Origin of the sequence: Bradyrhizobium iriomotense (assembly GCF_030160715.1) — a bacterium.
Taxonomy (GTDB): domain Bacteria; phylum Pseudomonadota; class Alphaproteobacteria; order Rhizobiales; family Xanthobacteraceae; genus Bradyrhizobium; species Bradyrhizobium iriomotense.
Genome location: NZ_BSOW01000002.1, coordinates 163,853 through 184,019, shown reverse-complemented (window position 1 = coordinate 184,019; position 20,167 = coordinate 163,853). Strand labels below are relative to the sequence as shown.

Below are 20,167 nucleotides of genomic sequence, written 5' to 3'. Positions count from 1 at the left end.
ATTCCAAGAGGTTTTTGCAGCCCAATCGGGCTTTTATGGGGGCATTTTTCGGGCCGACACGGCCCTTAAGACGCCCGCCAGATCAGCCTTGGGCGGTCTCTCCACCTCTAACGCCGCAGCCGCCATCAAGGTTTCAATGCCGCGTGCCTGACCTTGTCCGGCCTCCACCACCAGGGCTCCGCCGGGGGCCAGAAGCTGGGCCGCCTGCGGGATCAGGGCGCGGTAGGCGTCGAAGCCATCATTGCCGCCGTCGAGCGCGAGGCGCGGATCGTAGTCGCGGACCTCGACGCTCAAATTCGCGATGTCGCCCGAGGGAATGTAGGGCGGGTTCGACACGATCAGATCGATGGGACCCGCGAGTGCGGCCGCATAGTAGCAGGCGATGAAGGCGGAACGGTCGGCAAGGCCAAGCGCTGCGGCATTGCTCTTTGCGGTGCCGAGCGCGGTCAGGCTGACATCGGTGCCGACCCCGAATGCATCCGGAATCTCATGCAACAGTGCAAGCAGGATCGCGCCCGAACCGACGCCGATATCGACGATCCGCGGCGCTCTTCCAGAGACGGGACTTTCGCGAAAAATCTCCAGCGCCAGCTCGACGACGGTCTCGGTGTCGGGCCGCGGCACCAGCGTTGCGTCCGAGAGCTGAAAGCTGAGGCCCCAAAATTCCTTGGACCCGAGAATGCGCGCGACCGGTTCGCCCACGAGGCGCCGCTGCGCGTATCGTTCGAGCTGCGCGGCCTCGGTCGCCTTGAGTCGCCGCGCCGCTTGCGTGATCAGCCCCGTCAGGTCGAGGCCCAGCACAGCCCCAACGAGCAGGCGCGCCTCGATCTCGGCCTCGTCGATGGCGGCCGATCTCAGCCGCGCCGCCAGCACGCGCCGTGCGCTCTCGATCGATTGTCCGGTGAAGGAGTTGCTCACGAGCCCGTCACGCCGCAGCGCCTTGCGCCGCGAGCTGGGCGGCCTGATGCTCCGTGGTCAGCGCGTCGACCAGTTCGCCGAGCGATTCTCCCGCGATCACTTGCGGCAGCTTGTAGAGCGTCAGATTGATGCGATGGTCGGTGACGCGCCCTTGCGGAAAGTTGTAGGTGCGGATCCGCTCGCTGCGGTCGCCGGAGCCGACCTTCTCCTTGCGGTCGGCCGAGCGCGCCGCTTCGACGCGCTGGCGTTCGGCGTCGTAGATGCGCGAGCGCAGGATGTTCATCGCCGAGGCGCGATTTTTGTGCTGCGAGCGGCTGTCCTGCATCATCACGACGATGCCGGTCGGAATGTGGGTGATGCGGATCGCCGATTCCGTCTTGTTGACGTGCTGGCCGCCCGCGCCCTGCGCACGCATGGTCTCGATGCGCAGATCCTCGTTCTTGATGTCGACGTCGACATCCTCGACCTCCGGCAGCACGGCGACCGTGGCAGCGGAGGTATGGATGCGGCCTTGCGTCTCGGTGTCGGGCACGCGCTGCACGCGGTGCACGCCGGATTCGAACTTCAGCTTGGAGAACGCGCCGCGGCCCTGCACCTCGGCGATGATCTCCTTGTAGCCGCCGACGGTGCCTTCGCTCGCCGAGATCACCTCGACCTTCCAGCCCTGCAAGCCGGCAAAACGCTCGTACATCCGGAACAGGTCGCCGGCGAACAGCGAGGCCTCGTCGCCGCCGGTGCCGGCGCGGATTTCCAGCACCACGTTGCGGTCGTCCATGGCATCCTTTGGCAGGAGCGCTACGCGGATCTTCTGCACGAGATCCTCGATTTTTGGCGAGAGCTCGTCGCGCTCGGCCTCCGCCATGCCGCGCATCTCGGCGTCCGTTGCAGGATCGGCGATCAGCGCCTCGGCGTCGGCGAGTTCCTTCACCGCAGACCGATAGGTCTTCACGGCGTCGATCAGCGGCGTGATCTCCGCGAGCTCGCGCGTGACCTGCACATAGCGCTCGGAGGAGAGCTGACCAAGCGACTCGGCTTCGAGGGAAGCGTGATGCGCAAGCAGGACGTCCAGTTTGGCTTCAGGGAGTGACGACATCGTTCAAGTCTCAGATGCAAAAAGGGGCGGGGCGGGTCGGCTTTCGGACCGGCCCGCTACAACGACAGCCCTTCGGCCTCGGCAAATTGCGTCAGCTTCTGCCGGATCGAGACGGTGCCGGTCGGCGCGTCCAGCAGCGGATCGAGCATCGCGCCGGCCTTCTTGGCGTCGAGGTCGAGGATCATCGCCTTCACCGGCCCGAGCGCGGTCGCCGACAGTGACAGCGAGCGGTAGCCCATCGCGATCAGCGCCAGCGCGCCGATCGGCTTGGACGCCATCTCGCCGCACAGCGAGACGGACTTCTTCGCGGTTTTGGACTTGCGTACGATCTCGCGCAGCACGCGCAGGATCGGCGCCGACATGGTGTCGAAGCGCTCCGAGACCTTGGCGTTGCCGCGATCGACCGCGAACAGGAACTGGAACAAATCGTTGGAGCCGACCGAGATGAAGTCGACCTTCTTCAGGAGCTCGTCGAGCTGATAGAGCAGCGCCGGCACCTCGACCATGGTACCGATGTCGATGCGCTCCGGCAGGGTATGGCCGTGCTGGCGCAAATATGTCAGCTCGCGCTCGACCAGCGCCTTCGCCGAATCGAATTCGGCAACCTCGGAGATCATCGGGAACATCACGCGCAGCGCCCGGCCGCCGCCGGCGCGCAACAGCGCGCGGATCTGGCCGCGCAGCAGGCCGGGGCGATCGAGGCCGAGCCGGATCGCGCGCCAGCCGAGCGCAGGATTTTCCTCGATTACCGCCTCCATGTAGGGCAGCGCCTTGTCGCCGCCGATGTCGAGCGTGCGGAAGGTGACGGGCTTGGTGCCGGCGGCATCGAGCACGGTGCGGTAGAGCGCGAGCTGGTCGCTGGTGCGCGGCAGGCTCTGGCCGACCATGAATTGCAACTCGGTGCGGAACAGGCCGATGCCGGCGCTGCCGGTGTCGTCGATATGCGGCAGGTCGATCGCCAGACCCGCGTTGATCATCAGCTCGACCGCCTCGCCGTCCTTGGTGACGCAGGGCCGGTCGCGCAGGGCCAGATATTGCGCCTGGCGGCGGGCGCGGAAGCGCACGCGCTCCGCATAGGCCGCCTCGATCTCCTGCGAGGGCCGCACATAGATCGAGCCCGAGGTGCCGTCGACGATGATGGCGTCGCCGGGATCGGCGATGCCCGGCGCGTTCGGCACCTCGCCGACCGCGGGGATGCCGAGCGCGCGCGCCACGATCGAGACATGCGAGTTGGCGGTGCCTTCCTCCAGCACGATGCCGCGCAGCCGCTTGCGGTCGTAGTCGAGCAGCGCTGCCGGCCCCATCGCGCGCGCGATGACGATGGCGTTGTCGGGCAGTTGCTCGCGCGACGGCGCGTGATCCTGGCCGACGAGCTGCCGCATCAACCGATAGCCGAGATCTTCGAGATCGTGCAGGCGGTCGCGCAAATAGGGGTCGGTGGAGCGCAGCATGCGCGCGCGGGTGTCGGACTGCACGCGCTCGACCGCGGCTTCCGCGGTGAGGCCGGTCGCGACCGCTTCATGCAGCTTGTGCGACCAACCCTGGTCGTTGGCGAACATGCGATAGGCTTCCAGCACGTCGCGATGCTCACCGCCCTCGGCGACGTCGCCGCGCTCCAGCATGCGGTCGAGGTCGGAGCGCAGCTTGGCGAGCGCGGTGTCGAGCCGCTTGATTTCCTTCTGCAGATCCTCGGCGATGTAATCCTTGATGACGACGCGCGGCTCGTGCAGCACGACGTGGCCGAGCGCAATGCCTTCGGACAGGATGGCGCCGACCTTCTGCATGGCGGTGCGCGCCGCCGGCTCGAGGCCGGGCTGGGCCAGCGCGGACAATTCGCCCGAGGCGATCAGCTCCGCCAGCACCATGGCGGTGGTCTGCAGCGCCTCCAGCTCCTCCTCGACATAGGTGCGCTTGGCGCGGTTCTGCACCACCAGCACGCCGAGCGTGTTGCCGGCGCGCAGGATCGGCACGCCGAGGAAGGAGTGGTAGATCTCTTCGCCGGTCTCGGGACGGAACGAGAAGGCCGGATGGCTCTGCGCATCGCTCAGGTTGAGCGGCGTCGCCTCGCTGGCCACGAGGCCGACCAGGCCCTCATGGGCGCTCAGCACCGTGTGGTGCACCGCCTCGCGATTGAGGCCTTCGGTGGCGTAGAGCTCGAGGGTGTTGTCGACGCGCAGCACATAGACCGAGCACACCTCGGCCACCATGTTGGCGGCGATCAGCACCACGATCTTGTCCAGCCGCTCCTGGGCCGAGACCTGCTCCGCCATGGTTTCGCGGAGCCGTCTCAACAAGACGCGGGGACCTCCCGACGCGCTCCGCATGTGCCGTCAATCTCCTCCATCTGCCTGGCCCGGCGGGGTAGCCGGCGGCTGGCCCAAAACTCCAGAGAAACAACAAATTTGCTCGTCCGGCGTCGACGCAAGCCCAAATCTTCTTTGACTTGGCGCTTGTGCCGAGTCGGCACCGCCTGGACTGGGGCACAGTCTGCGGCAGCCCACCCTGTTCGCCGTATAGCGAATTGAGGCTTGTTTTGCCAAGCAAAACGCCTGCCAAACGCGAAGGTGTGTACACCTTCGCGTTTGCTGCGGCCGCTAACAGAAAATTCGTCTAAACCTGATCGAGACCGTAGAGCGTGTGCAGGGTCCGCACCGCAAGCTCGGTATACGCGGTGTCGATCAAAACCGAGAATTTGATCTCGGACGTTGTGATGGCGCGGATGTTGATATTCCGCGCGGCGAGGGCCGAGAACGCCTGGGCGGCGACGCCGGCATGGCTGCGCATGCCGCTGCCGATCACGGAGATTTTGGCGACGTCGGTAGCGCTGTCGAGCCGGGCGTAGCCGATCTTGCCCTTGGCAGCGGTGATCGTGTCCCTGGCGCGGGCATAGTCGGTCGCCGGCACCGTGAAGGTCAGGTCTGTGGTCTTGCCGTCCTCGGAAACGTTCTGCACGATCATGTCGACGTTGATGTTGGCATCCGCGAGCGGCCCGAAGATCGAGGCGGCGACACCCGGCTTGTCCTCGATCTGGCGCACCGAGATCTGGGCCTCGTCCTTGGAGAAGGCGATGCCGGTGACGACGTGGTTTTCCATGATCTCCTCCTCGCTGCAGATCAGCGTGCCGGGCGGCTGGTTGGCATGCGGGTCGATGTCCTCGGGCTTGTCGAAGCTCGAACGGACGAAGATCGGCATGTTGTGGACCATGCCGAGTTCCACCGAGCGGACCTGGAGCACCTTGGCGCCCTGGGAGGCCAGTTCCAGCATGTCCTCGAACGCGATCTTGTCGAGCCGGCGCGCCTTCGGCACGATGCGCGGGTCGGTGGTGTAGACGCCATCGACGTCGGTGTAGATGTCGCAGCGGTCTGCCTTGACGGCGGCGGCGATCGCGACCGCGGAGGTGTCGGAGCCGCCGCGGCCGAGCGTGGTGATTCGGCCGGTCTCGGGATTGATGCCCTGGAAGCCGGCGATGACCGCGACCTCTTTCCGCTCCTTGAAGCGATTGATGATCTCGGTGCCGTCGATGTCCTCGATGCGGGCCGACGCATGGGCGTCGCTGGTCTTGATGGGGATCTGCCAGCCCTGCCAGGAGCGGGCCTGGATGCCCAGGCCCTGGAGCACGATGGCCAGGAGGCCCGACGTCACCTGCTCGCCGGAGGCGACCACGGCGTCGTATTCGCGCGCATCGTGCATCGGGGACGCTTCGGTGCACCAGGCGACCAGCTCGTTGGTCTTGCCGGACATCGCCGAGACCACGACGGCAACCTCGTGCCCGGCGTCGACCTCACGCTTCACATGGCGTGCGACGTTGCGGATACGTTCGATATTGGCGACGGACGTGCCGCCGAATTTCATCACGAGGCGGCTCATGACGACGCGTGCATTCCCTCTTGAGGATCAGTATGGTGGCCCGCGCTGGGCGGGTAGCTACCGACCGCGCGTATACAGAGCGGCGGCGCCGGGGGCAAGCCGGTTCCTGACGGACCCGCTGGGGCGGGGAATGGGTTAATCGAGGTTATGGCGCGTTATATCGACGAGATCCTGCAGCCCGGCGAGAAGGTGCTGTATTCGACCAATGCGCACTGGATCTTCTATTTCCCGGCGATTCTGGCCTGGATCGTGGCCCTGGTTCTGCTTCTGATGTCTCGGCAGACGACCACAGAGGGCCTCGTGCTGCTGTGTCTTGCGGCTTCGGGCCTGGTGGCGCTGGGCGCCCTCTATTGGACGCTGAAGGGCTGGTTCCACCGCTTCACCACCGAGACCGACGTGACCAATTTCAGGGTTGTGCATAAGACCGGGTTCATCACCCGGAAGACCTTTGAAATGAGCCTCGACAAGGTCGAAAGTGTCGATGTCGACCAGACGATTCTGGGCCGCATCTTGAACTACGGCGATGTGACGATCCGCGGCGTGGGCGAGGGGGTCGAGAAGATCCGGACCATCTCGTCTCCACTCGCCTTCCGCAATTCGATCACCGTGCGGTAGGACGGCGCATTGTCATGAACATGCAGCAGAATAGTTCCGCCCCCACGATTGTTAGCCAGGCCTCGAGCGTCGACGCCGGCGAGGTCGCCAAGTTCTCGAAGCTCTCGGCCGAGTGGTGGGACCCCAACGGCAAGATGGCGCCGCTGCACAAGATCAATCCGCTGCGGCTCGGCTATATCCGCGACGCGGCCTGCCGCAAGTTCGAGCGTAACGTGCGCAGCCTCAACTGCCTCGGAGGCCTGCGCGTGCTCGACATCGGCTGCGGCGCGGGCCTGCTCTGCGAGCCGCTGTCGCGGCTCGGGGCGCAGGTCATCGGCATCGATCCCTCGGCAAGCAATATCGCGGCCGCAAAGCTGCATGCCAACAAGGGGCATTTGTCGATCGACTATCGCTGCACCACGGTGGAGGAGGTCGATCCGCGTGAGCGCTTCGACATCGTGCTGGCGATGGAGGTGGTGGAGCACGTCATCGACGTCGGCATGTTCTTGAGCCGCTGTGCTTCCATGCTGAAGCCGAACGGGCTGATGGTGGTCTCGACGTTGAACCGCAACTGGAAGAGCTTTGCGCTCGCCATCGTCGGCGCCGAATACGTGCTGCGCTGGCTGCCGCGCGGCACCCATGAGTGGAACAAGTTCGTGACCCCCGACGAGCTCGCCAAACATCTCCTCGACAACCGCCTCGTCATCACCGAGCAGACCGGCGTCGTCTACTCGCCCTTCGCCGACAAATGGGGCCTCTCCTCCGACATGGACGTGAACTACATGGTCGTGGCGGAAGGGATGGTGTGAGGGGATTGCCCGTACAGGCCGAGCTGCCTGCAAGAGGCCCGCTGCAGCAACAAAGACGGGGCCGTCCACATATGGGGCCTGGATCTGCGCTTCGCTTGTCCAGGACGACGACAGAATTGGGTCCGAAAGCATCGCTCCTATGACTCGGCCCCAATTGACCTCTTGAGGCCGTGTCGGCAGTTTGAGCAACGAATATTGCTCTAGTGTCCTCCCCCGCCCATGCTCACCGTCACCAGCCTCTGGATTCCCTTCACCGTCATTGCTGCGCTCGGGCAGGTCGCGCGCAATGCGATGCAGCGGTCGCTCACGAAGCCGCTGGGCACCTGGGGCGCGACTAACATCCGCTTCCTCTTCGGCTTCCCGTTCTCGGTGCTGTTCTTAGGCCTGGTGCTGGTCGTTTCCGGCGATCATCTCAGCATGCCGCCATCCGAGTTCTGGCCGTGGCTCCTGCTCGGTGCGCTCAGCCAGATCGTCGCCACCGGCTTGATGCTGCTTGCCATGAACGACCGTTCCTTCGTGGTGACGACGGCTTATTTGAAGACCGAAGCGATCCAGACCGCGATCTTCGGCTTCGTCTTCCTTGGCGATCACCTGACCTGGCTCAAAGTGCTGGCGATCGTGATCGCGACCGTCGGTGTCGTCATCACAGCGCTGCGCCCCGGCGGCGAGAAGAGCTTTGCCGAATTGAAGCCGACCATCATCGGCCTCGTTGCCGCGGCGGCGTTCGCGCTGTCAGCCGTCGGCTTCCGCGGCGCGATCATCACGGTGCCCGGCGTCTCCTTCGTGACGGCGTCCTCGTTCACGCTGGTGCTGGGCCTGTTCGTGCAGACGCTGATCCTGACGGTCTACCTGCTCTGGCGCGCACCAAAAATCTTGCAGGCCATCCTCGGCCTCTGGAAGCCGTCGCTGCTCGCCGGCTTCATGGGCGCCTTCGCCTCGCAATTCTGGTTCCTGGCGTTCGCGCTGACGGCCGCGGCCAATGTGCGCACGCTCGCGCTGATCGAGGTGCTGTTCGCGCAGGGCGTGGCCTACTACTCGTTCAAGCAGCCGGTCTCACCGCGCGAGCTCGCAGGAATCGTGCTGATCGTGATCGGTGTTGCGGTACTTATCGGCGCCTAATTCCGGTCTTCCGGCAGCACCGGCAGCGGGGACACCTCGATGCCTTCGTCGATCAGCGCCTTGGCCTCATCGGGCGAGGCCTCGCCGTAGATCGGGCGGTGCTCCTTGTCGCCATAATGCATGGCGCGGGCTTCGTTCGGGAAGCGTTCGCCGACATTGTCGGCATGCTTCACGATGTGGTCGCGCAATTCCTTCAGCTTGGTGCGCAGCTCGCGCTCCTGCGCCAGCATCAGCGACGTCGGCGTCTGCTGCGCGACCTCCGTCGTCGGCGCGGGCGCGGTCGGCTCGGGTGCGGCGCGCTCGCGGCCCTTCTTGCCGACGATGCGCGGCGCCATGATCGCCTTGTCGACCTTGGCCGAGCCGCAGATCGGGCAGGTCACGAGCTTGCGCTTGACCTGCTGATCGTAAGCCGACGAGCTCTGGAACCAGCTTTCGAACTCGTGGTCCCGCTCGCAGCGGAGCGCATAGCGGATCATGCCGATCCCCGCACCAGATGCAGATGATCAGGACCGGCCTTCGGATCGGCGACGCCGAAGCGGCGGCCGTGTTGCAGCGATGGGATCGCCCTGCGCGCGGTCTCGACCTTGGCCGGATCGATCTTGGCCATGATGATGCCGGGCTCGACATCGCCCTCGGCGAGGATCTCGCCCCAGGGATCGATGATCAGGGAGTGACCAAAAGTCTCGCGCTTGTTCTCATGCAGGCCGGCCTGCGCCGCGGCAAACACGAAGCAGCCGGTCTCGATCGCGCGCGAGCGCAGCAGCACATGCCAATGCGCTTCGCCGGTCTTGCGGGTGAAGGCGGAGGGCACGGTGATGAACGACGCGCCGGCCTCGGCGAGCGCGCGATAGAGCGCGGGGAAGCGCACGTCGTAGCAGATCGTGAGCCCGACACGGCCCCAGGGCAGGTCGGAGATCACCGCCGTCTCGCCCGGCTGGTAGTTGGCGGATTCGCGATAGCTCTCGCCGTCCGGCAGCTCGATGTCGAACATATGGATCTTGTCGTAGCTCGCCAGCAGCTTACCGTCGGGCCCGAGCAGGAAGGAGCGGTTGACCGCCTTCTCCGGCGAGTAGCGCAGCGCCAGCGAGCCGATGTGCAGATGGATCTTCAATTCGGCGGCGAGAGCGCGATAGGCTTTCAGCGATTTGTCGTCCTCTTCGCTGGCGAGGTGGTCGAACAGCGCCTTGCGGTTCAGCTGCATCATGTTGCTGACTTCGGGCGTCTGCACGTAGTTCGCGCCGTTCGCCGCCGCCTTTCGAATCAGCTTGCTCGCCTGTTCGAAACTCGGTTCAGGCAGGAGGCCGGTGCGCATCTGCACCATGGCGGCGGTGAAGGTACGATCCTGAGCTTGAGCTTGATTCTGGCTCATGAGACGGCCTTGACGCTTTCGAGCAGTGCATCGAGCTTGCCTTCGCGATCGAGCGAATAGAGCTCGTCGCAGCCGCCGACATGCTTCCCGCCGATCCAGATCTGCGGGAATGTCGAGCCCTCGCCGGCGCGGTCATACATCTCCTGGCGCCACGACGGGTTCTTGGCGATGTCGAACTCGGTGAAGGCGGCTTTCTTGCGGGTCAACAGCGACCTGGCCGCGGAACAATAGCCGCAGCCCGGCCGGGTGTAGATCTCGACAGCATCAGTCATGTCGGGTGGCGCTCTCATTCATGAATTGATTGAATTATATGGGACGTGACCCGGTCTCCACAACCCGGGCAAAGACCAGTGCGTCGACCTGCGCCGCCTTGGCGCGGAGCAAGGCCCGGGCGCAGGCGTCCAGTGTCGCACCGGAGGTCAAGACGTCATCTATGAGGACGATACGCCGGCCCTGCACCTCGGCTTGGCGGTCGGCAGATACCTGGAATGCGCCCTGCACATTGGTGGCGCGCTGGGCGCGCGACAGCCCGATCTGCTGCTCGGTGGCGCGGAGCCGGCGCAAGACGTCGCCTTTCACCTTGACCCCGGTCTGCCGCTCGATCACGCGTGCCAGCGCGCCCGACTGGTTGTAGCGGCGTCGCCAGGCCCGCCGCCAATGCAGGGGCACCGGCACCAGCATGTCCGCCTCGCTGAGCAGCTCGCGTCCCGCGCGCGCCATCCAGCGGCCCATGGCCGGCGCCAGATCGGTGCGGTCCTGGTATTTCAGCGAATGCACCAGCGTGCGCGCGACGTCGTCATAGCGCACCGCGGCGCGGGCCCGATGGTAGGCGGGCGGGCTCGCGATGGCCTTCATCGACAGCATGTCGGGGCCCGGATCGTAGACGAAAGGGATTCCGAGCCGCGGACAGTAGGGCGGGGCGATGAACGACAGTCTCGCCCAGCACGCCGCACACACGCCTTCGCCATCAACCGGCTCGCGGCAGGATACGCACAAGGTCGGCAGCGCAATGTCGAGCGCAAGCCGCGCCGCGCGCGCGAGCATGTGGTGGCCGGCCGCGAGCGCGCCACGCCAATGGGCGGAGATGGAACGGGACGGGGCGGTTTCGGCTTCCATGAGGGAAGGCTAGCGCCGCATCGCGAGTTGCTCAAGCCGCGCTTGGGTCTCGTGTCCCGGACGCGGTGCGGCACGTCGTGACGCGCCGCAGAGCCGGGACCCAGCCTCTCTGGGCCCCGGCTCTGCAGCGCACCGCTTCGCGCTGCGCAGCGTCCGGGGCACGAGAGGAGAGATTGCCAGAACGACTCGGATCGGCGTAACCAGCGGCATGGCGCAAAACCCCCAAACCCCGCCCGCCCTGTTCGATCGCGCGCTGCTGCATATGCGGCAGCGGCGTGCGCGCGTGCAGGGGCCTGCCAGCTTCCTGCTCGACCGCGTCGACGAGGACATGGCCGATCGGCTGGCCGCGGTGATGCGCGAATTCGGCGCAATTGCCGATCTCTGGACTCCCGGCGAGGGCCTATCAGCGCTGCGCGCACGCTTCGGCACGGTGCAGCGGATCGAGCTCGATGCTGCGGGCGAAGAGAAGCTGCCACTGGCACCGGAAAGTCTCGATCTCGTGGCGTCGGCGCTGGCGCTGCAATTCGTCAACGATTTGCCGGGCGTGATCGCGCAAATCCGTCGTGCGTTGAAGCCTGACGGTCTGTTGCTCGCCGCAATGATCGGCGGTGACAGCCTGACCGAGCTGCGCCAGGCCTTTGCGGCGGCTGAGGCCGAATGCGAGGGCGGCGTGTCGCCGCGCGTCGCGCCATTCGCTGACCTGCGCGACATCGGCGCGCTGTTGCAGCGGGCGGGCTTTGCATTGCCGGTCACCGATGTCGATCGCATCGTGGTGCGTTACGCGAATGCCTTCGCGCTGATGCAGGATTTGCGGCGCATGGGCGCAGCCAACGTGCTGATCGAGAGGCGGCGCACGCCGACGCGGCGCGCGACAATGCTGCGAATGGCCGAGATCTATGCCGAGCGCTTTGCCGATCCCGATGGCCGCATCCGCGCGACGTTCGACATCATCTGGCTCTCCGGCTGGGCGCCGCATGCCAGCCAGCAGCAGCCGCTCAAGCCCGGCTCGGCCAAGGCGAGCCTTGCGGAGGCGGTGCGGAAGGCGGGGAAGACTTAGGCCTGACCCCCATGGTGAGGAGCGCGCGTCTCGAACCATGAAGGCCCGCGCGCGGCCATCCTTCGAGACGACCGCTTCGCGGTCTCCTCAGGATGAAGTCGTGTCCTGGGTCACATCAGCAAATCGATCAAATGCGGGATCAGCGGAATGTCCGCCGGCGGCATCGGATAATCGCGCAGCTTGTTGGCGCGGACCCAGGCGAGGGTCTGGCCTTCGCGTGCCGTCACCGTGCCTTCCCAGCGGCGGCAGATGTAGAGCGGCATCAACAGGTGGAATGTCTCGTAGGCGTGGCTCGCGAAGGTCAGCGGCGCCAGGCACGGCTCGCTGACGGTGATGCCGAGCTCCTCGTGCAGCTCGCGGATGAGGCTCTGCTCCGGCCGCTCGCCGGGCTCGAGCTTGCCGCCGGGAAACTCCCAGAGGCCGGCGAGCGTCTTGCCCTCGGGGCGTTGCGCGATCAGGACGCGCTTGTCGGCGTCAACAAGGGCGCAGGCCACCACCAATGTCAGCTTGAGTTCGGCCATGCCTGAACTTACGACCGATAGTCGCCGTTGATCGCGACATATTCCTTGGTGAGGTCGCAGGTCAGCACGCGGTCGCGGCCCTTGCCGAGGCCGAGCGAGACCTTGATTGCGATCTCAGGCGCCTTCATCGCCTCCGACACCTGCGCCTCGTCGTAAGATGGATCGCGCGCGCCGCTTTTCGCAACGCGGATGCCGTTGAAGGAGATCGACAGCTTGTCGCGATCGGCGGGCTCACCGGCCTTGCCGACCGCCATGACCACGCGGCCCCAATTGGCGTCCTCACCGGCGATCGCGGTCTTCACCAGTGGCGAGTTCGCAATCGACATCGCGATCCTGCGCGCAGAAGCCTTGGTCTTGGCGCCCTCGACGGTGATCTCGACCAGCTTGCGCGCACCTTCGCCGTCGCGGGCAACCTGCTCGGCGAGGTTGGCCAGCACCTGGTGGAACGCCTTGGTGAAGGCCTTCAGGCGCGGGTCGCTGGCACGGCTGATTTTCGGCGCGCCGTGCTCGGCGGCAGCGCCGGTAGCAAAGGCCAGCAACGTGTCGGAGGTCGAGGTGTCGCCGTCGATCGTCACCGCGTTGAACGTATCCTCGACACCGCTCTTGAGCAGCGCTTGCAGCGCGGCAGGCGCGATCGGCGCGTCGGTGAAGATGAAGGACAGCATCGTGGCCATGTCAGGGGCGATCATGCCGGCGCCCTTGGCCATGCCGTTGATGGTGACCTTGGCCTTGCCGAGCTTCACGGTCGCGGTCGCGACCTTCGGGAAGGTGTCGGTGGTCATGATCGCCTTGGCGGCGCTCAACCAGTCGGCGGGCGCGGCGCTCTCGGCGAGGCGGCCGAGCACGCCGTCGAACTTGGTCGCATCCAGCGGCTCGCCGATCACGCCGGTCGAGGCCAGGAAAATCTCGCTTTCGCTACAGCCGACGGCTTTGGCCGCGATCTTCGCGGTCAGCGCGGTCGACGCCCGGCCGGTCTTGCCGGTGAAGGCATTGGCATTGCCGGAATTGACGACGAGGGCGCGCGCCTTGCCGCCTTTGAGCTTGGCGCGGCACCATTCCACCGGCGCGGACGGGCATTTCGACGTGGTGAAGACGCCGGCGACCGCGGTGCCCGGGTCCAGCAGCGCGAGCAGCACGTCGGTGCGGTTCTTGTAGCGGATGCCGGCCTCGGCCGTCGCTAACCTGACGCCTGCGATGGCGGGCATGTCGGGAACGTTTTTCGGGGCGAGGGGGGAGACGGAAGAGGACATCGCCGAGCGCCTTGGTGGGGTCTGAATATGCAGATGGCCGGGCGATGCCCGGCCATTGCGATGCTTAGATACTCTTGGCGTCAGCGAAGTGACAGCGAATTCTTACTTCTTCGCCGGGGGAGCCATCTTGCTGTCGGAGGGCTTCGCCGCATCGGCCGGCTTGGCGTCCGCCGCCGGCTGGTCGAGCCGCTCGACCTTGGCCTCCGCGCGGAGTTTTGCGACGTAATCGGCCTGGGCCTTGCGGGTGACGTAGTTCTCGATCTGGGCCTTGACCTGGTCGAAATCCGGCGCCTTGCGGCTGCGCTTTTCCTCGACCTTGATGATGTGCCAGCCGAACTGCGACTTCACGGGGTCGGAGATCTTGCCCGGCTCGAGCGCGAAGGCGACCGCGGAGAACTCCGGTACCATCTGCTCCTTGGTGAAGAAGCCGAGGTCGCCGCCGTCGGCGGAGCCCGGATCCTTGGACTTCTTCTTGGCGAGCTCGGCGAAATCGGCGCCCTTGTCGAGCTCGGCCTTCACCGCCTTGGCCTCGTCCTCGGTCTCGACCAGGATGTGGCGGGCATGCACCTCCTGCTCGCCGGTGATCTGCTTGGAGGCCTCCTCGTAGACCTTCTTCATGGCGTCGGGGGTGTTCGCGGCCTTGCCTTCCTGGGCGAGCAGGCTGTCCATCAGCAGCCGGTTGCGGGCGAACGCCAGGCGCTTCTTGAACTCCTCGTTGTCGGCGATCTTCTTGTCCTCGGCGGCCTTGGCGACGATCTTCATGTCGATCAGGAAGGCCAGCACGTTCTCGTCCTTGGTCGCCGGGTCCATCTGCGCCAGGCTCGGCCCAAGTTCCTCCTCGGCGAGCGCGACGTCGCTCTTCTTGATCTCCGCGCCATTGACCTTGGCCAGGACCGGGTCGTCGGCGGCCCGGCCGGGACCTGCGATCAGCGCCAGTGCGAGGCAGCCCGCAAGAGCGGTGGCAAGGCCGAAGCGCAGGCCGGTTTTCGTTACCGGGAACGAGGTGGTCATGGAAAATCCTTATCCTGAAGGGGGTATTTGGGCGGGGCGGACACTCGCCCAATCGGGGTGCCTTGGCAACGCGAAAAACCTGTCAAAATGATGAATTGGCGGAAAGCCGGCCGCCGTTGACAAGGCTCAGGGTGGGCCATATCTCTGCGCGGTCGCGTCCATGGCGATAGCGTTTATTTTGCTGCGTTTTTGGCCGTTGAACCCAGATTTGCTCAATTTCCACCTATATGGCGGATGACCCCACAACGGGGTCCTAGCCGCGAAGCGTCACGGTGAGTTGATAGGCAAGTTGGTGACAACCTCTTGGCTGCAACGCGGTAATCGCGAACACAGGAATTTGGCAAGGAATTCGGTATGATCGGCGCGCTCGCCCGCAAGTTTTTCGGCTCCGCCAACGACCGGCGGGTTAAGGGTTACCAGGCCCGCGTCAACGCGATCAACGCGCTGGAGCCGGAACTCGCCAAACTCTCCGACGAGGCCCTGAAGGCCCGCACCGCCGAATTCAAGCAGCAGCTCGCGAACGGCATGACGCTTGACGACATCCTGGTACCGGCCTTCGCCACGGTGCGCGAGGCCGCCAAGCGCACGCTCGGCCAGCGCCATTTCGACGTCCAGCTCATCGGCGGTATCGTGCTGCATGAGGGCGACATCGCCGAGATGAAGACCGGCGAAGGCAAGACGCTGGTCGCAACCCTCGCGGTCTATCTGAACGCGCTCGCCGGCAAGGGCGTCCACGTCGTCACCGTCAACGATTACCTCGCCCGCCGCGACTCCGGCTGGATGGGCCAGATCTACGGCTTCCTCGGCATGACCACCGGCGTGATCGTGCACGGGCTCGACGATGCCGAGCGCAAGGCCGCCTATGCCTGCGACATCACCTACGGCACCAACAACGAATACGGCTTCGACTATTTGCGCGACAACATGAAGTACCGGCTCGAGGACATGGTCCAGCGGCCGCACTACTACGCAATCGTCGACGAAGTGGACTCGATCCTGATCGACGAAGCGCGCACGCCGCTGATCATCTCCGGCCCGCTCGACGACCGTTCGGATTTCTACAACACCATCGACACCTTCATGCCGAAGCTGGAGAAGGTTGCCGACTACGAGGTCGACGAGAAGCAGCGCACGGTGACCCTGACTGAAGGCGGCATGGAGAAGCTGGAGACGCTGCTGCGCGACGCCGGCCAGCTCAAGGGCGAATCGCTCTACGACGTCGAGAACGTCTCCGTCGTGCACCACGTCAACCAGGCGCTGCGCGCCCACACGCTGTTCACCCGCGACAAGGACTACATCGTCCGCGACGGCGAGGTGGTGATCATCGACGAGTTCACCGGACGCATGATGCCGGGCCGGCGCTATTCGGAAGGCCTGCACCAGGCGCTGGAGGCCAAGGAGCACGTCGCGGTTCAGCCCGAGAACCAGACGCTCGCCTCGATCACCTTCCAGAACTACTTCCGCATGTACGAGAAGCTGGCGGGCATGACCGGCACGGCGGCGACCGAAGCCGACGAATTGTTCGACATCTATAAGCTCGAAGTCGTCGAGATCCCGACCAACCTGCCGGTGGCGCGTCTGGACGAAGACGACGAAGTCTACCGCACGCAGAAGGAAAAATACGTCGCCATCCTCGCCGAGATCGAGCGCGCCAATGCACGGCTCCAGCCGGTGCTGGTCGGCACGGCCTCCATCGAGAAGTCGGAAGTGCTCGCCGAATTCTTGAAGCAGAACGGCTACAAGCAGATCGATTTCGGCAAGGAGAGCGCGCTGGAGAAGCTCTACGCCGCCGCCCGCGCCGGCAAGCCCGCAAAACTGTTCGCGGTCTTGAATGCGCGCTTCCACGAGCAGGAAGCCTATATCGTCGCGGAAGCCGGCGTCCCCGGCGCGATCACGATCGCGACCAACATGGCCGGCCGCGGTACCGACATCAAGCTCGGCGGCTCCCTGGAGATGCGTATCCAGCAGGAAACCGCGGGGATCGAGGACGAGGCCGAGAAGGCCAGCAAGATCGAGCAGATCAAAGCCGACATCGAGCACTTCCGCGACATCGTGCTGAAGGCGGAGGAGACCGTCGAGATCGAGCCGGCGAAGGGTTCGAAGCCCGCCAAGACCGTGAAGAAGCCGGGCGGCCTCTACATCATCGGCTCCGAGCGGCATGAATCCCGCCGCATCGACAACCAGCTTCGCGGCCGCTCCGGCCGCCAGGGCGACCCCGGTCGCTCGAAGTTCTTCCTGTCGCTGGAAGACGATCTGATGCGCATCTTCGGCTCGGATCGTCTCGACAGCATGTTGCAGCGGCTCGGCCTCAAAGAGGGCGAGGCCATCATCCATCCCTGGATCAACAAGGCGCTGGAGAAGGCGCAGCAGAAGGTCGAGGCGCGCAACTTCGACATCCGCAAGAACCTGCTCAAGTTCGACAACGTCCAGAACGACCAGCGCAAGGTGATCTTCGACCAGCGCGTCGATCTGATGAAGGACGAGAGCGTCGCCGAGACCGTCGCCGACATGCGCCATGCCTTCATCGACGACCTCGTCGCCAAGCACGTGCCCGAGCATGTCTATGCCGAGCAGTGGGACGTGAGCGGCCTCAAGGAAGAACTGAAGCGCGTGCTCGATCTCGATCTGCCGGTCGACGACTGGGCCAAGGAAGAGGGCATCGCCGACGAGGAGCTGCTCAACCGCATCGAGACCCGCGCCGACGAGCACATGGCGGCGAAGGTCGCGCAGTGGGGTCCCGACGTGATGCGTTACGTCGAGAAGACCATTCTGCTTCAGACGCTCGATCATCTCTGGCGCGAGCACCTCATCATGCTCGATCATCTGCGCCAGGTCATCGGGCTGCGCGGTTACGGCCAGCGCGATCCATTGCAGGAGTACAAGACCGAGGCCTTCAACCTCTTCCAGGAGATGAGCGCGCATCTGCGTGAGGCCGTCACCGCGCAGCTCATGCGCGTCGAGATCATCCCGCCGGAGCAGGAGGCACCTGTGCTGCCCGCGATGGAAGCACACAAGCTCAACCCCGATACCGGCGAGGACGAGATGGCCTTCGCCAACGTGACGTTGGCCCCACAGGCCAACGCCGCGCAGCGCGATCCGAAGAACCCGGCAAGCTGGGGCAAGGTCGGCCGCAACGAGGATTGCCCCTGCGGCAGCGGCAAGAAGTACAAGCACTGCCACGGCCGGTATGCTTAGCGATTAGGTGATGCTGTCGTGCCCCGCGAAAGCGGGGCATCCAGTACACGACGGCGCTGGTTAATCGCGAAGGCGTTGCCGCATATTCTGCTGTCGTCCCGGCGCAGGCCGGGACCCATACCGCGGAATCTAACGGTCGCGGATGGTGGTAGTCCCACGACGACGTCTTTTCGCCAAACTGCTTCCTGTGGTTATAGGTCCCGGCCTGCGCCGGGACGACGGTCTTTGTTGGGCTTGCAGTGTTCCGCTCATTGCGGTCGTTCTGACGGCAGCCAGAGCACTGCGCCGCTTCAATTCGAGCTGTCGATCAGGCTCTCCAGCAGCCGCTTCAATTCGCTCGTCGACTTGTCGCCGTAGCTCTCCAGGATGTGCTCCTCCTGGTCGACTGCGAGCGAGTTGAGCTTCTTGCACAGCACCTTGCCGCGGTCGGAGATAAACATCAGGACCTTGCGGCGGTCGTTGGGGTCCTGCACGCGATAGACCAGCGCGTCGGAGACCATGCGGTCGATCATCTTGGTCAGCGTCGGATGGTTGAGCAGCACGGCGTCCGCGAGCTCGCCCATCGAATGGCCGTCGCCGTCGGACAGAACCTTCAGGATGCGCCACTGCTCGACCGGGACGCCTTCCTTGCTCAACCGCAGTTCCAACTGCCGGTTGATCTCCCGGTTGGCTTGCGCCAGCAGGTAGGCGAGATGTTCGGTGATGGGGGAGTTCTCTTTTGGCGGTTTGGCCACGGCTTAGACTTCGTCTTGATCCAAATGAGTGAATGTCTTGCAATCGATGCTGCTTCTATATGCACTTCAATTCTTGAATATTCAATATTTTCAAAATAGGATGATTGCCCAACAAAAGGGCGGATGCCGCGGCCGCCCGCCGAATATGCTTTGGGGTCTGGTGCCTGACAGGAGTTGGTGTGGGCTCGACGATCAACTTCCCGGATCGTGACTTTTCGGCTCGTGTTGGGCCTGCGTTGCCGCCGTCCCTGCTGCTTCGGAACCTGTCGTCGACGGCGGACGATCGCGCTCTGTCGCCAAGCGATGACGTGTATTTCCGGCGACGCGGTGCCAGCGGCAAGCTCCGGATCGGCGGTTTTATCTGCTGCAGCGGCTCGCCCGGCATCTGGGGGCCCTGCGCCACCTCGAGCGCGCAGCTTGCGGTCGCCGAGATCAACAAGCGCGGCGGCATCCTCGGGCGCGAGATCGAGATGTCGATCTATGATGCCGGCGGCCCGACCGAAGAAGTGGTTGAACGGGCCGAGCAGGCGATTGCGTTCGACGAGCTCGATCTTGTCGTCGGCCTCCACACCAGCGCGGTTCGGGTCGCGCTGCGCCACGTCATCACCCGTCATCGCATCCCCTACATCTACACGCCGGTCTATGAGGGCGGCGAGCGCACGCCGGGTGTAATGGCGATCGGCGAGACCCCGCGCTGGCAGAGCCGGCCGTCGATTCACTGGCTGGCCCAAGAGAAGAAGGCTACGCGCTGGTATCTGATCGGCAGCGACTATGTCTGGCCCTGGCAGTCGCATCGCGCGGTGAAGCGCTACATCAAGGAGACTGGCGGGCACGTCGTGGGCGAGGAGTTCGTGCCGCTTGGCGAGGACAATCACGAGCCGCATCTGGCGCGGATATGCGCCGCCAAGCCCGACGTCGTGCTGATCTCGTTGATCGGTACCGACAGCATCACCTTCAACCGCTCGTTTGGCGAATGTGGCCTCGGCGCGACCTCGCTGCGGCTCGCCGGGGCGATGGACGAGACCGTGCTGCTCGGCATCGGCGCCGACAATTCCGAGAACATGTTCTGCGCCTCCGGCTATTTCCCGGCCGTCGGCTCGCGCGCCAACGACGACTTCCAGAGTCGCTACAGCGCGATGTTCGGCCCGAACGCTCCGCCGATCGGCTCGCTCGGGCAATCCAGCTATGAGGGGCTGCGCTTTCTCGAAGCCGTCGCGGCCAAGGCCGGCACCTTGGCGATGGGACCGATGCTCGCGGCAGCGCGCAACGTCGTTTATAGCGGCGCGCGTGGCCCCGTGACCGTGCGCGACGGGCATGCGCGGATGCCGATGTATCTCGCCGAGGCCGATGGTCTCGACTTCAAGCTGATCAAGCCGATCTGACGCGGCCGCGAACATTCGCCAGCGCATCGACGCAAAATAATACTTGAAAAGGAAAATATTTCCGTTTTGAATGTTGCGACGAGGTCGAGGGCTCGCGCGCGAGACGCGTGAGCGGCGGCCGCACGCCCAAGA

At 65.0% G+C, this 20,167-nt stretch carries 18 protein-coding genes; 6 read left to right on the top strand and 12 right to left on the bottom strand.

Features of this window, described 5'->3' with window-relative positions; genetic code table 11:
- Positions 1–33: 33 nt before the first annotated feature.
- The 4 genes from prmC to QQL28_RS03150 all read right to left on the bottom strand — a co-directional run bounded on the left by prmC (position 34) and on the right by QQL28_RS03150 (position 5,878).
- Entirely contained in the window at positions 34–918 is an 885-nt protein-coding gene (prmC, locus tag QQL28_RS03165; RefSeq protein ID WP_284260933.1) for a peptide chain release factor N(5)-glutamine methyltransferase, read from the bottom strand.
- A 7-nt stretch (positions 919–925) separates the two neighbouring features.
- Entirely contained in the window at positions 926–2,011 is a 1,086-nt protein-coding gene (prfA, locus tag QQL28_RS03160; RefSeq protein ID WP_284260931.1) for a peptide chain release factor 1, read from the bottom strand.
- A 56-nt stretch (positions 2,012–2,067) separates the two neighbouring features.
- Positions 2,068–4,335: a phosphoenolpyruvate--protein phosphotransferase gene (gene ptsP / locus QQL28_RS03155; RefSeq protein ID WP_284260928.1), complete on the bottom strand. Its 2,268-nt coding sequence runs from the start codon at positions 4,333–4,335 to the stop codon at positions 2,068–2,070.
- A gap of 286 nt (positions 4,336–4,621) precedes the next feature.
- On the bottom strand, positions 4,622–5,878 hold the full coding sequence (locus QQL28_RS03150; protein ID WP_284260926.1) for an aspartate kinase: 1,257 nt from the start codon (positions 5,876–5,878) through the stop codon (positions 4,622–4,624).
- Positions 5,879–6,025: 147 nt separating this feature from the next.
- On the opposite strand from QQL28_RS03150, the gene QQL28_RS03145 reads away from it, so the two are divergent.
- The 3 genes from QQL28_RS03145 (at position 6,026) to QQL28_RS03135 (ending at position 8,400) form a co-directional block, all read left to right on the top strand.
- A complete protein-coding gene (locus QQL28_RS03145) occupies positions 6,026–6,493 on the top strand; it encodes a PH domain-containing protein (RefSeq protein ID WP_284260923.1) in 468 nt (155 codons plus the stop codon).
- A gap of 14 nt (positions 6,494–6,507) precedes the next feature.
- Entirely contained in the window at positions 6,508–7,281 is a 774-nt protein-coding gene (gene ubiG, locus QQL28_RS03140) for a bifunctional 2-polyprenyl-6-hydroxyphenol methylase/3-demethylubiquinol 3-O-methyltransferase UbiG (RefSeq protein ID WP_284260921.1), read from the top strand.
- A gap of 219 nt (positions 7,282–7,500) precedes the next feature.
- Positions 7,501–8,400 (top strand): EamA family transporter, encoded by a 900-nt coding sequence (locus QQL28_RS03135; RefSeq protein WP_284260919.1) that lies wholly within the window; start codon positions 7,501–7,503, stop codon positions 8,398–8,400.
- Here the strand turns inward: QQL28_RS03135 and QQL28_RS03130 are convergent.
- Genes QQL28_RS03130 through QQL28_RS03115 form a run of 4 tightly spaced genes read right to left on the bottom strand, consistent with a single transcriptional unit; the run spans position 8,397 to position 10,885 of the window.
- A complete protein-coding gene (locus QQL28_RS03130) occupies positions 8,397–8,876 on the bottom strand; it encodes a DUF1178 family protein (RefSeq protein WP_284260916.1) in 480 nt (159 codons plus the stop codon). The two genes, QQL28_RS03135 and QQL28_RS03130, sit on opposite strands and share 4 nt — an antisense overlap.
- On the bottom strand, positions 8,873–9,769 hold the full coding sequence (locus tag QQL28_RS03125; RefSeq protein WP_284260914.1) for a carbon-nitrogen hydrolase family protein: 897 nt from the start codon (positions 9,767–9,769) through the stop codon (positions 8,873–8,875). Before QQL28_RS03125 ends, QQL28_RS03130 begins: the two co-directional genes overlap by 4 nt.
- Positions 9,766–10,041, bottom strand: a complete 276-nt coding sequence (gene grxC / locus QQL28_RS03120) for a glutaredoxin 3 (protein ID WP_284260912.1) — start codon at positions 10,039–10,041, stop codon at positions 9,766–9,768. Before grxC ends, QQL28_RS03125 begins: the two co-directional genes overlap by 4 nt.
- 34 nt (positions 10,042–10,075) lie before the next feature.
- Complete coding sequence (locus QQL28_RS03115) at positions 10,076–10,885, bottom strand: ComF family protein (protein ID WP_284260909.1); 810 nt, start codon at positions 10,883–10,885, stop codon at positions 10,076–10,078.
- Positions 10,886–11,093: 208 nt separating this feature from the next.
- Between QQL28_RS03115 and QQL28_RS03110 the strand changes: the two genes are divergently transcribed.
- Positions 11,094–11,942: a methyltransferase domain-containing protein gene (locus tag QQL28_RS03110; RefSeq protein WP_284260907.1), complete on the top strand. Its 849-nt coding sequence runs from the start codon at positions 11,094–11,096 to the stop codon at positions 11,940–11,942.
- 110 nt (positions 11,943–12,052) lie between these two features.
- Here QQL28_RS03110 and QQL28_RS03105 read toward each other — a convergent pair whose 3' ends face one another.
- The 3 genes from QQL28_RS03105 to QQL28_RS03095 all read right to left on the bottom strand — a co-directional run bounded on the left by QQL28_RS03105 (position 12,053) and on the right by QQL28_RS03095 (position 14,724).
- Positions 12,053–12,463, bottom strand: coding sequence for a (deoxy)nucleoside triphosphate pyrophosphohydrolase (locus QQL28_RS03105; protein WP_283038658.1), 411 nt, complete (start codon positions 12,461–12,463; stop codon positions 12,053–12,055).
- A gap of 8 nt (positions 12,464–12,471) precedes the next feature.
- Entirely contained in the window at positions 12,472–13,713 is a 1,242-nt protein-coding gene (gene argJ, locus QQL28_RS03100) for a bifunctional glutamate N-acetyltransferase/amino-acid acetyltransferase ArgJ (RefSeq protein WP_284260903.1), read from the bottom strand.
- Between the two features lie 102 nt (positions 13,714–13,815).
- Positions 13,816–14,724 (bottom strand): peptidylprolyl isomerase, encoded by a 909-nt coding sequence (locus QQL28_RS03095; protein WP_284260900.1) that lies wholly within the window; start codon positions 14,722–14,724, stop codon positions 13,816–13,818.
- A 354-nt stretch (positions 14,725–15,078) separates the two neighbouring features.
- Here QQL28_RS03095 and secA point away from each other — a divergent pair, with 354 nt between their 5' ends.
- Complete coding sequence (secA, locus tag QQL28_RS03090; RefSeq protein WP_284260898.1) at positions 15,079–17,919, top strand: preprotein translocase subunit SecA; 2,841 nt, start codon at positions 15,079–15,081, stop codon at positions 17,917–17,919.
- Between the two features lie 290 nt (positions 17,920–18,209).
- On the opposite strand, the gene QQL28_RS03085 is transcribed toward secA, so the two are convergent.
- A complete protein-coding gene (locus QQL28_RS03085) occupies positions 18,210–18,653 on the bottom strand; it encodes a MarR family winged helix-turn-helix transcriptional regulator (RefSeq protein WP_284260896.1) in 444 nt (147 codons plus the stop codon).
- 179 nt (positions 18,654–18,832) lie between these two features.
- Between QQL28_RS03085 and QQL28_RS03080 the strand changes: the two genes are divergently transcribed.
- Positions 18,833–20,035: a substrate-binding domain-containing protein gene (locus QQL28_RS03080; protein ID WP_284260894.1), complete on the top strand. Its 1,203-nt coding sequence runs from the start codon at positions 18,833–18,835 to the stop codon at positions 20,033–20,035.
- The last annotated feature ends 132 nt before the right edge of the window (positions 20,036–20,167 follow it).

Coding starts and splice junctions, on each gene's coding strand:
- prfA (WP_284260931.1), bottom strand. CDS start 2,011: ATGTCGTCACTCCCTGAAGCCAAACTGGACGTCCTGCTTGCGCATCAC.
- ptsP (WP_284260928.1), bottom strand. CDS start 4,335: ATGCGGAGCGCGTCGGGAGGTCCCCGCGTCTTGTTGAGACGGCTCCGC.
- QQL28_RS03150 (WP_284260926.1), bottom strand. CDS start 5,878: ATGAGCCGCCTCGTGATGAAATTCGGCGGCACGTCCGTCGCCAATATC.
- QQL28_RS03145 (WP_284260923.1), top strand. CDS start 6,026: ATGGCGCGTTATATCGACGAGATCCTGCAGCCCGGCGAGAAGGTGCTG.
- ubiG (WP_284260921.1), top strand. CDS start 6,508: ATGAACATGCAGCAGAATAGTTCCGCCCCCACGATTGTTAGCCAGGCC.
- QQL28_RS03135 (WP_284260919.1), top strand. CDS start 7,501: ATGCTCACCGTCACCAGCCTCTGGATTCCCTTCACCGTCATTGCTGCG.
- QQL28_RS03130 (WP_284260916.1), bottom strand. CDS start 8,876: ATGATCCGCTATGCGCTCCGCTGCGAGCGGGACCACGAGTTCGAAAGC.
- QQL28_RS03125 (WP_284260914.1), bottom strand. CDS start 9,769: ATGAGCCAGAATCAAGCTCAAGCTCAGGATCGTACCTTCACCGCCGCC.
- grxC (WP_284260912.1), bottom strand. CDS start 10,041: ATGACTGATGCTGTCGAGATCTACACCCGGCCGGGCTGCGGCTATTGT.
- QQL28_RS03115 (WP_284260909.1), bottom strand. CDS start 10,885: ATGGAAGCCGAAACCGCCCCGTCCCGTTCCATCTCCGCCCATTGGCGT.
- QQL28_RS03110 (WP_284260907.1), top strand. CDS start 11,094: ATGGCGCAAAACCCCCAAACCCCGCCCGCCCTGTTCGATCGCGCGCTG.
- QQL28_RS03105 (WP_283038658.1), bottom strand. CDS start 12,463: ATGGCCGAACTCAAGCTGACATTGGTGGTGGCCTGCGCCCTTGTTGAC.
- argJ (WP_284260903.1), bottom strand. CDS start 13,713: ATGTCCTCTTCCGTCTCCCCCCTCGCCCCGAAAAACGTTCCCGACATG.
- QQL28_RS03095 (WP_284260900.1), bottom strand. CDS start 14,724: ATGACCACCTCGTTCCCGGTAACGAAAACCGGCCTGCGCTTCGGCCTT.
- secA (WP_284260898.1), top strand. CDS start 15,079: ATGATCGGCGCGCTCGCCCGCAAGTTTTTCGGCTCCGCCAACGACCGG.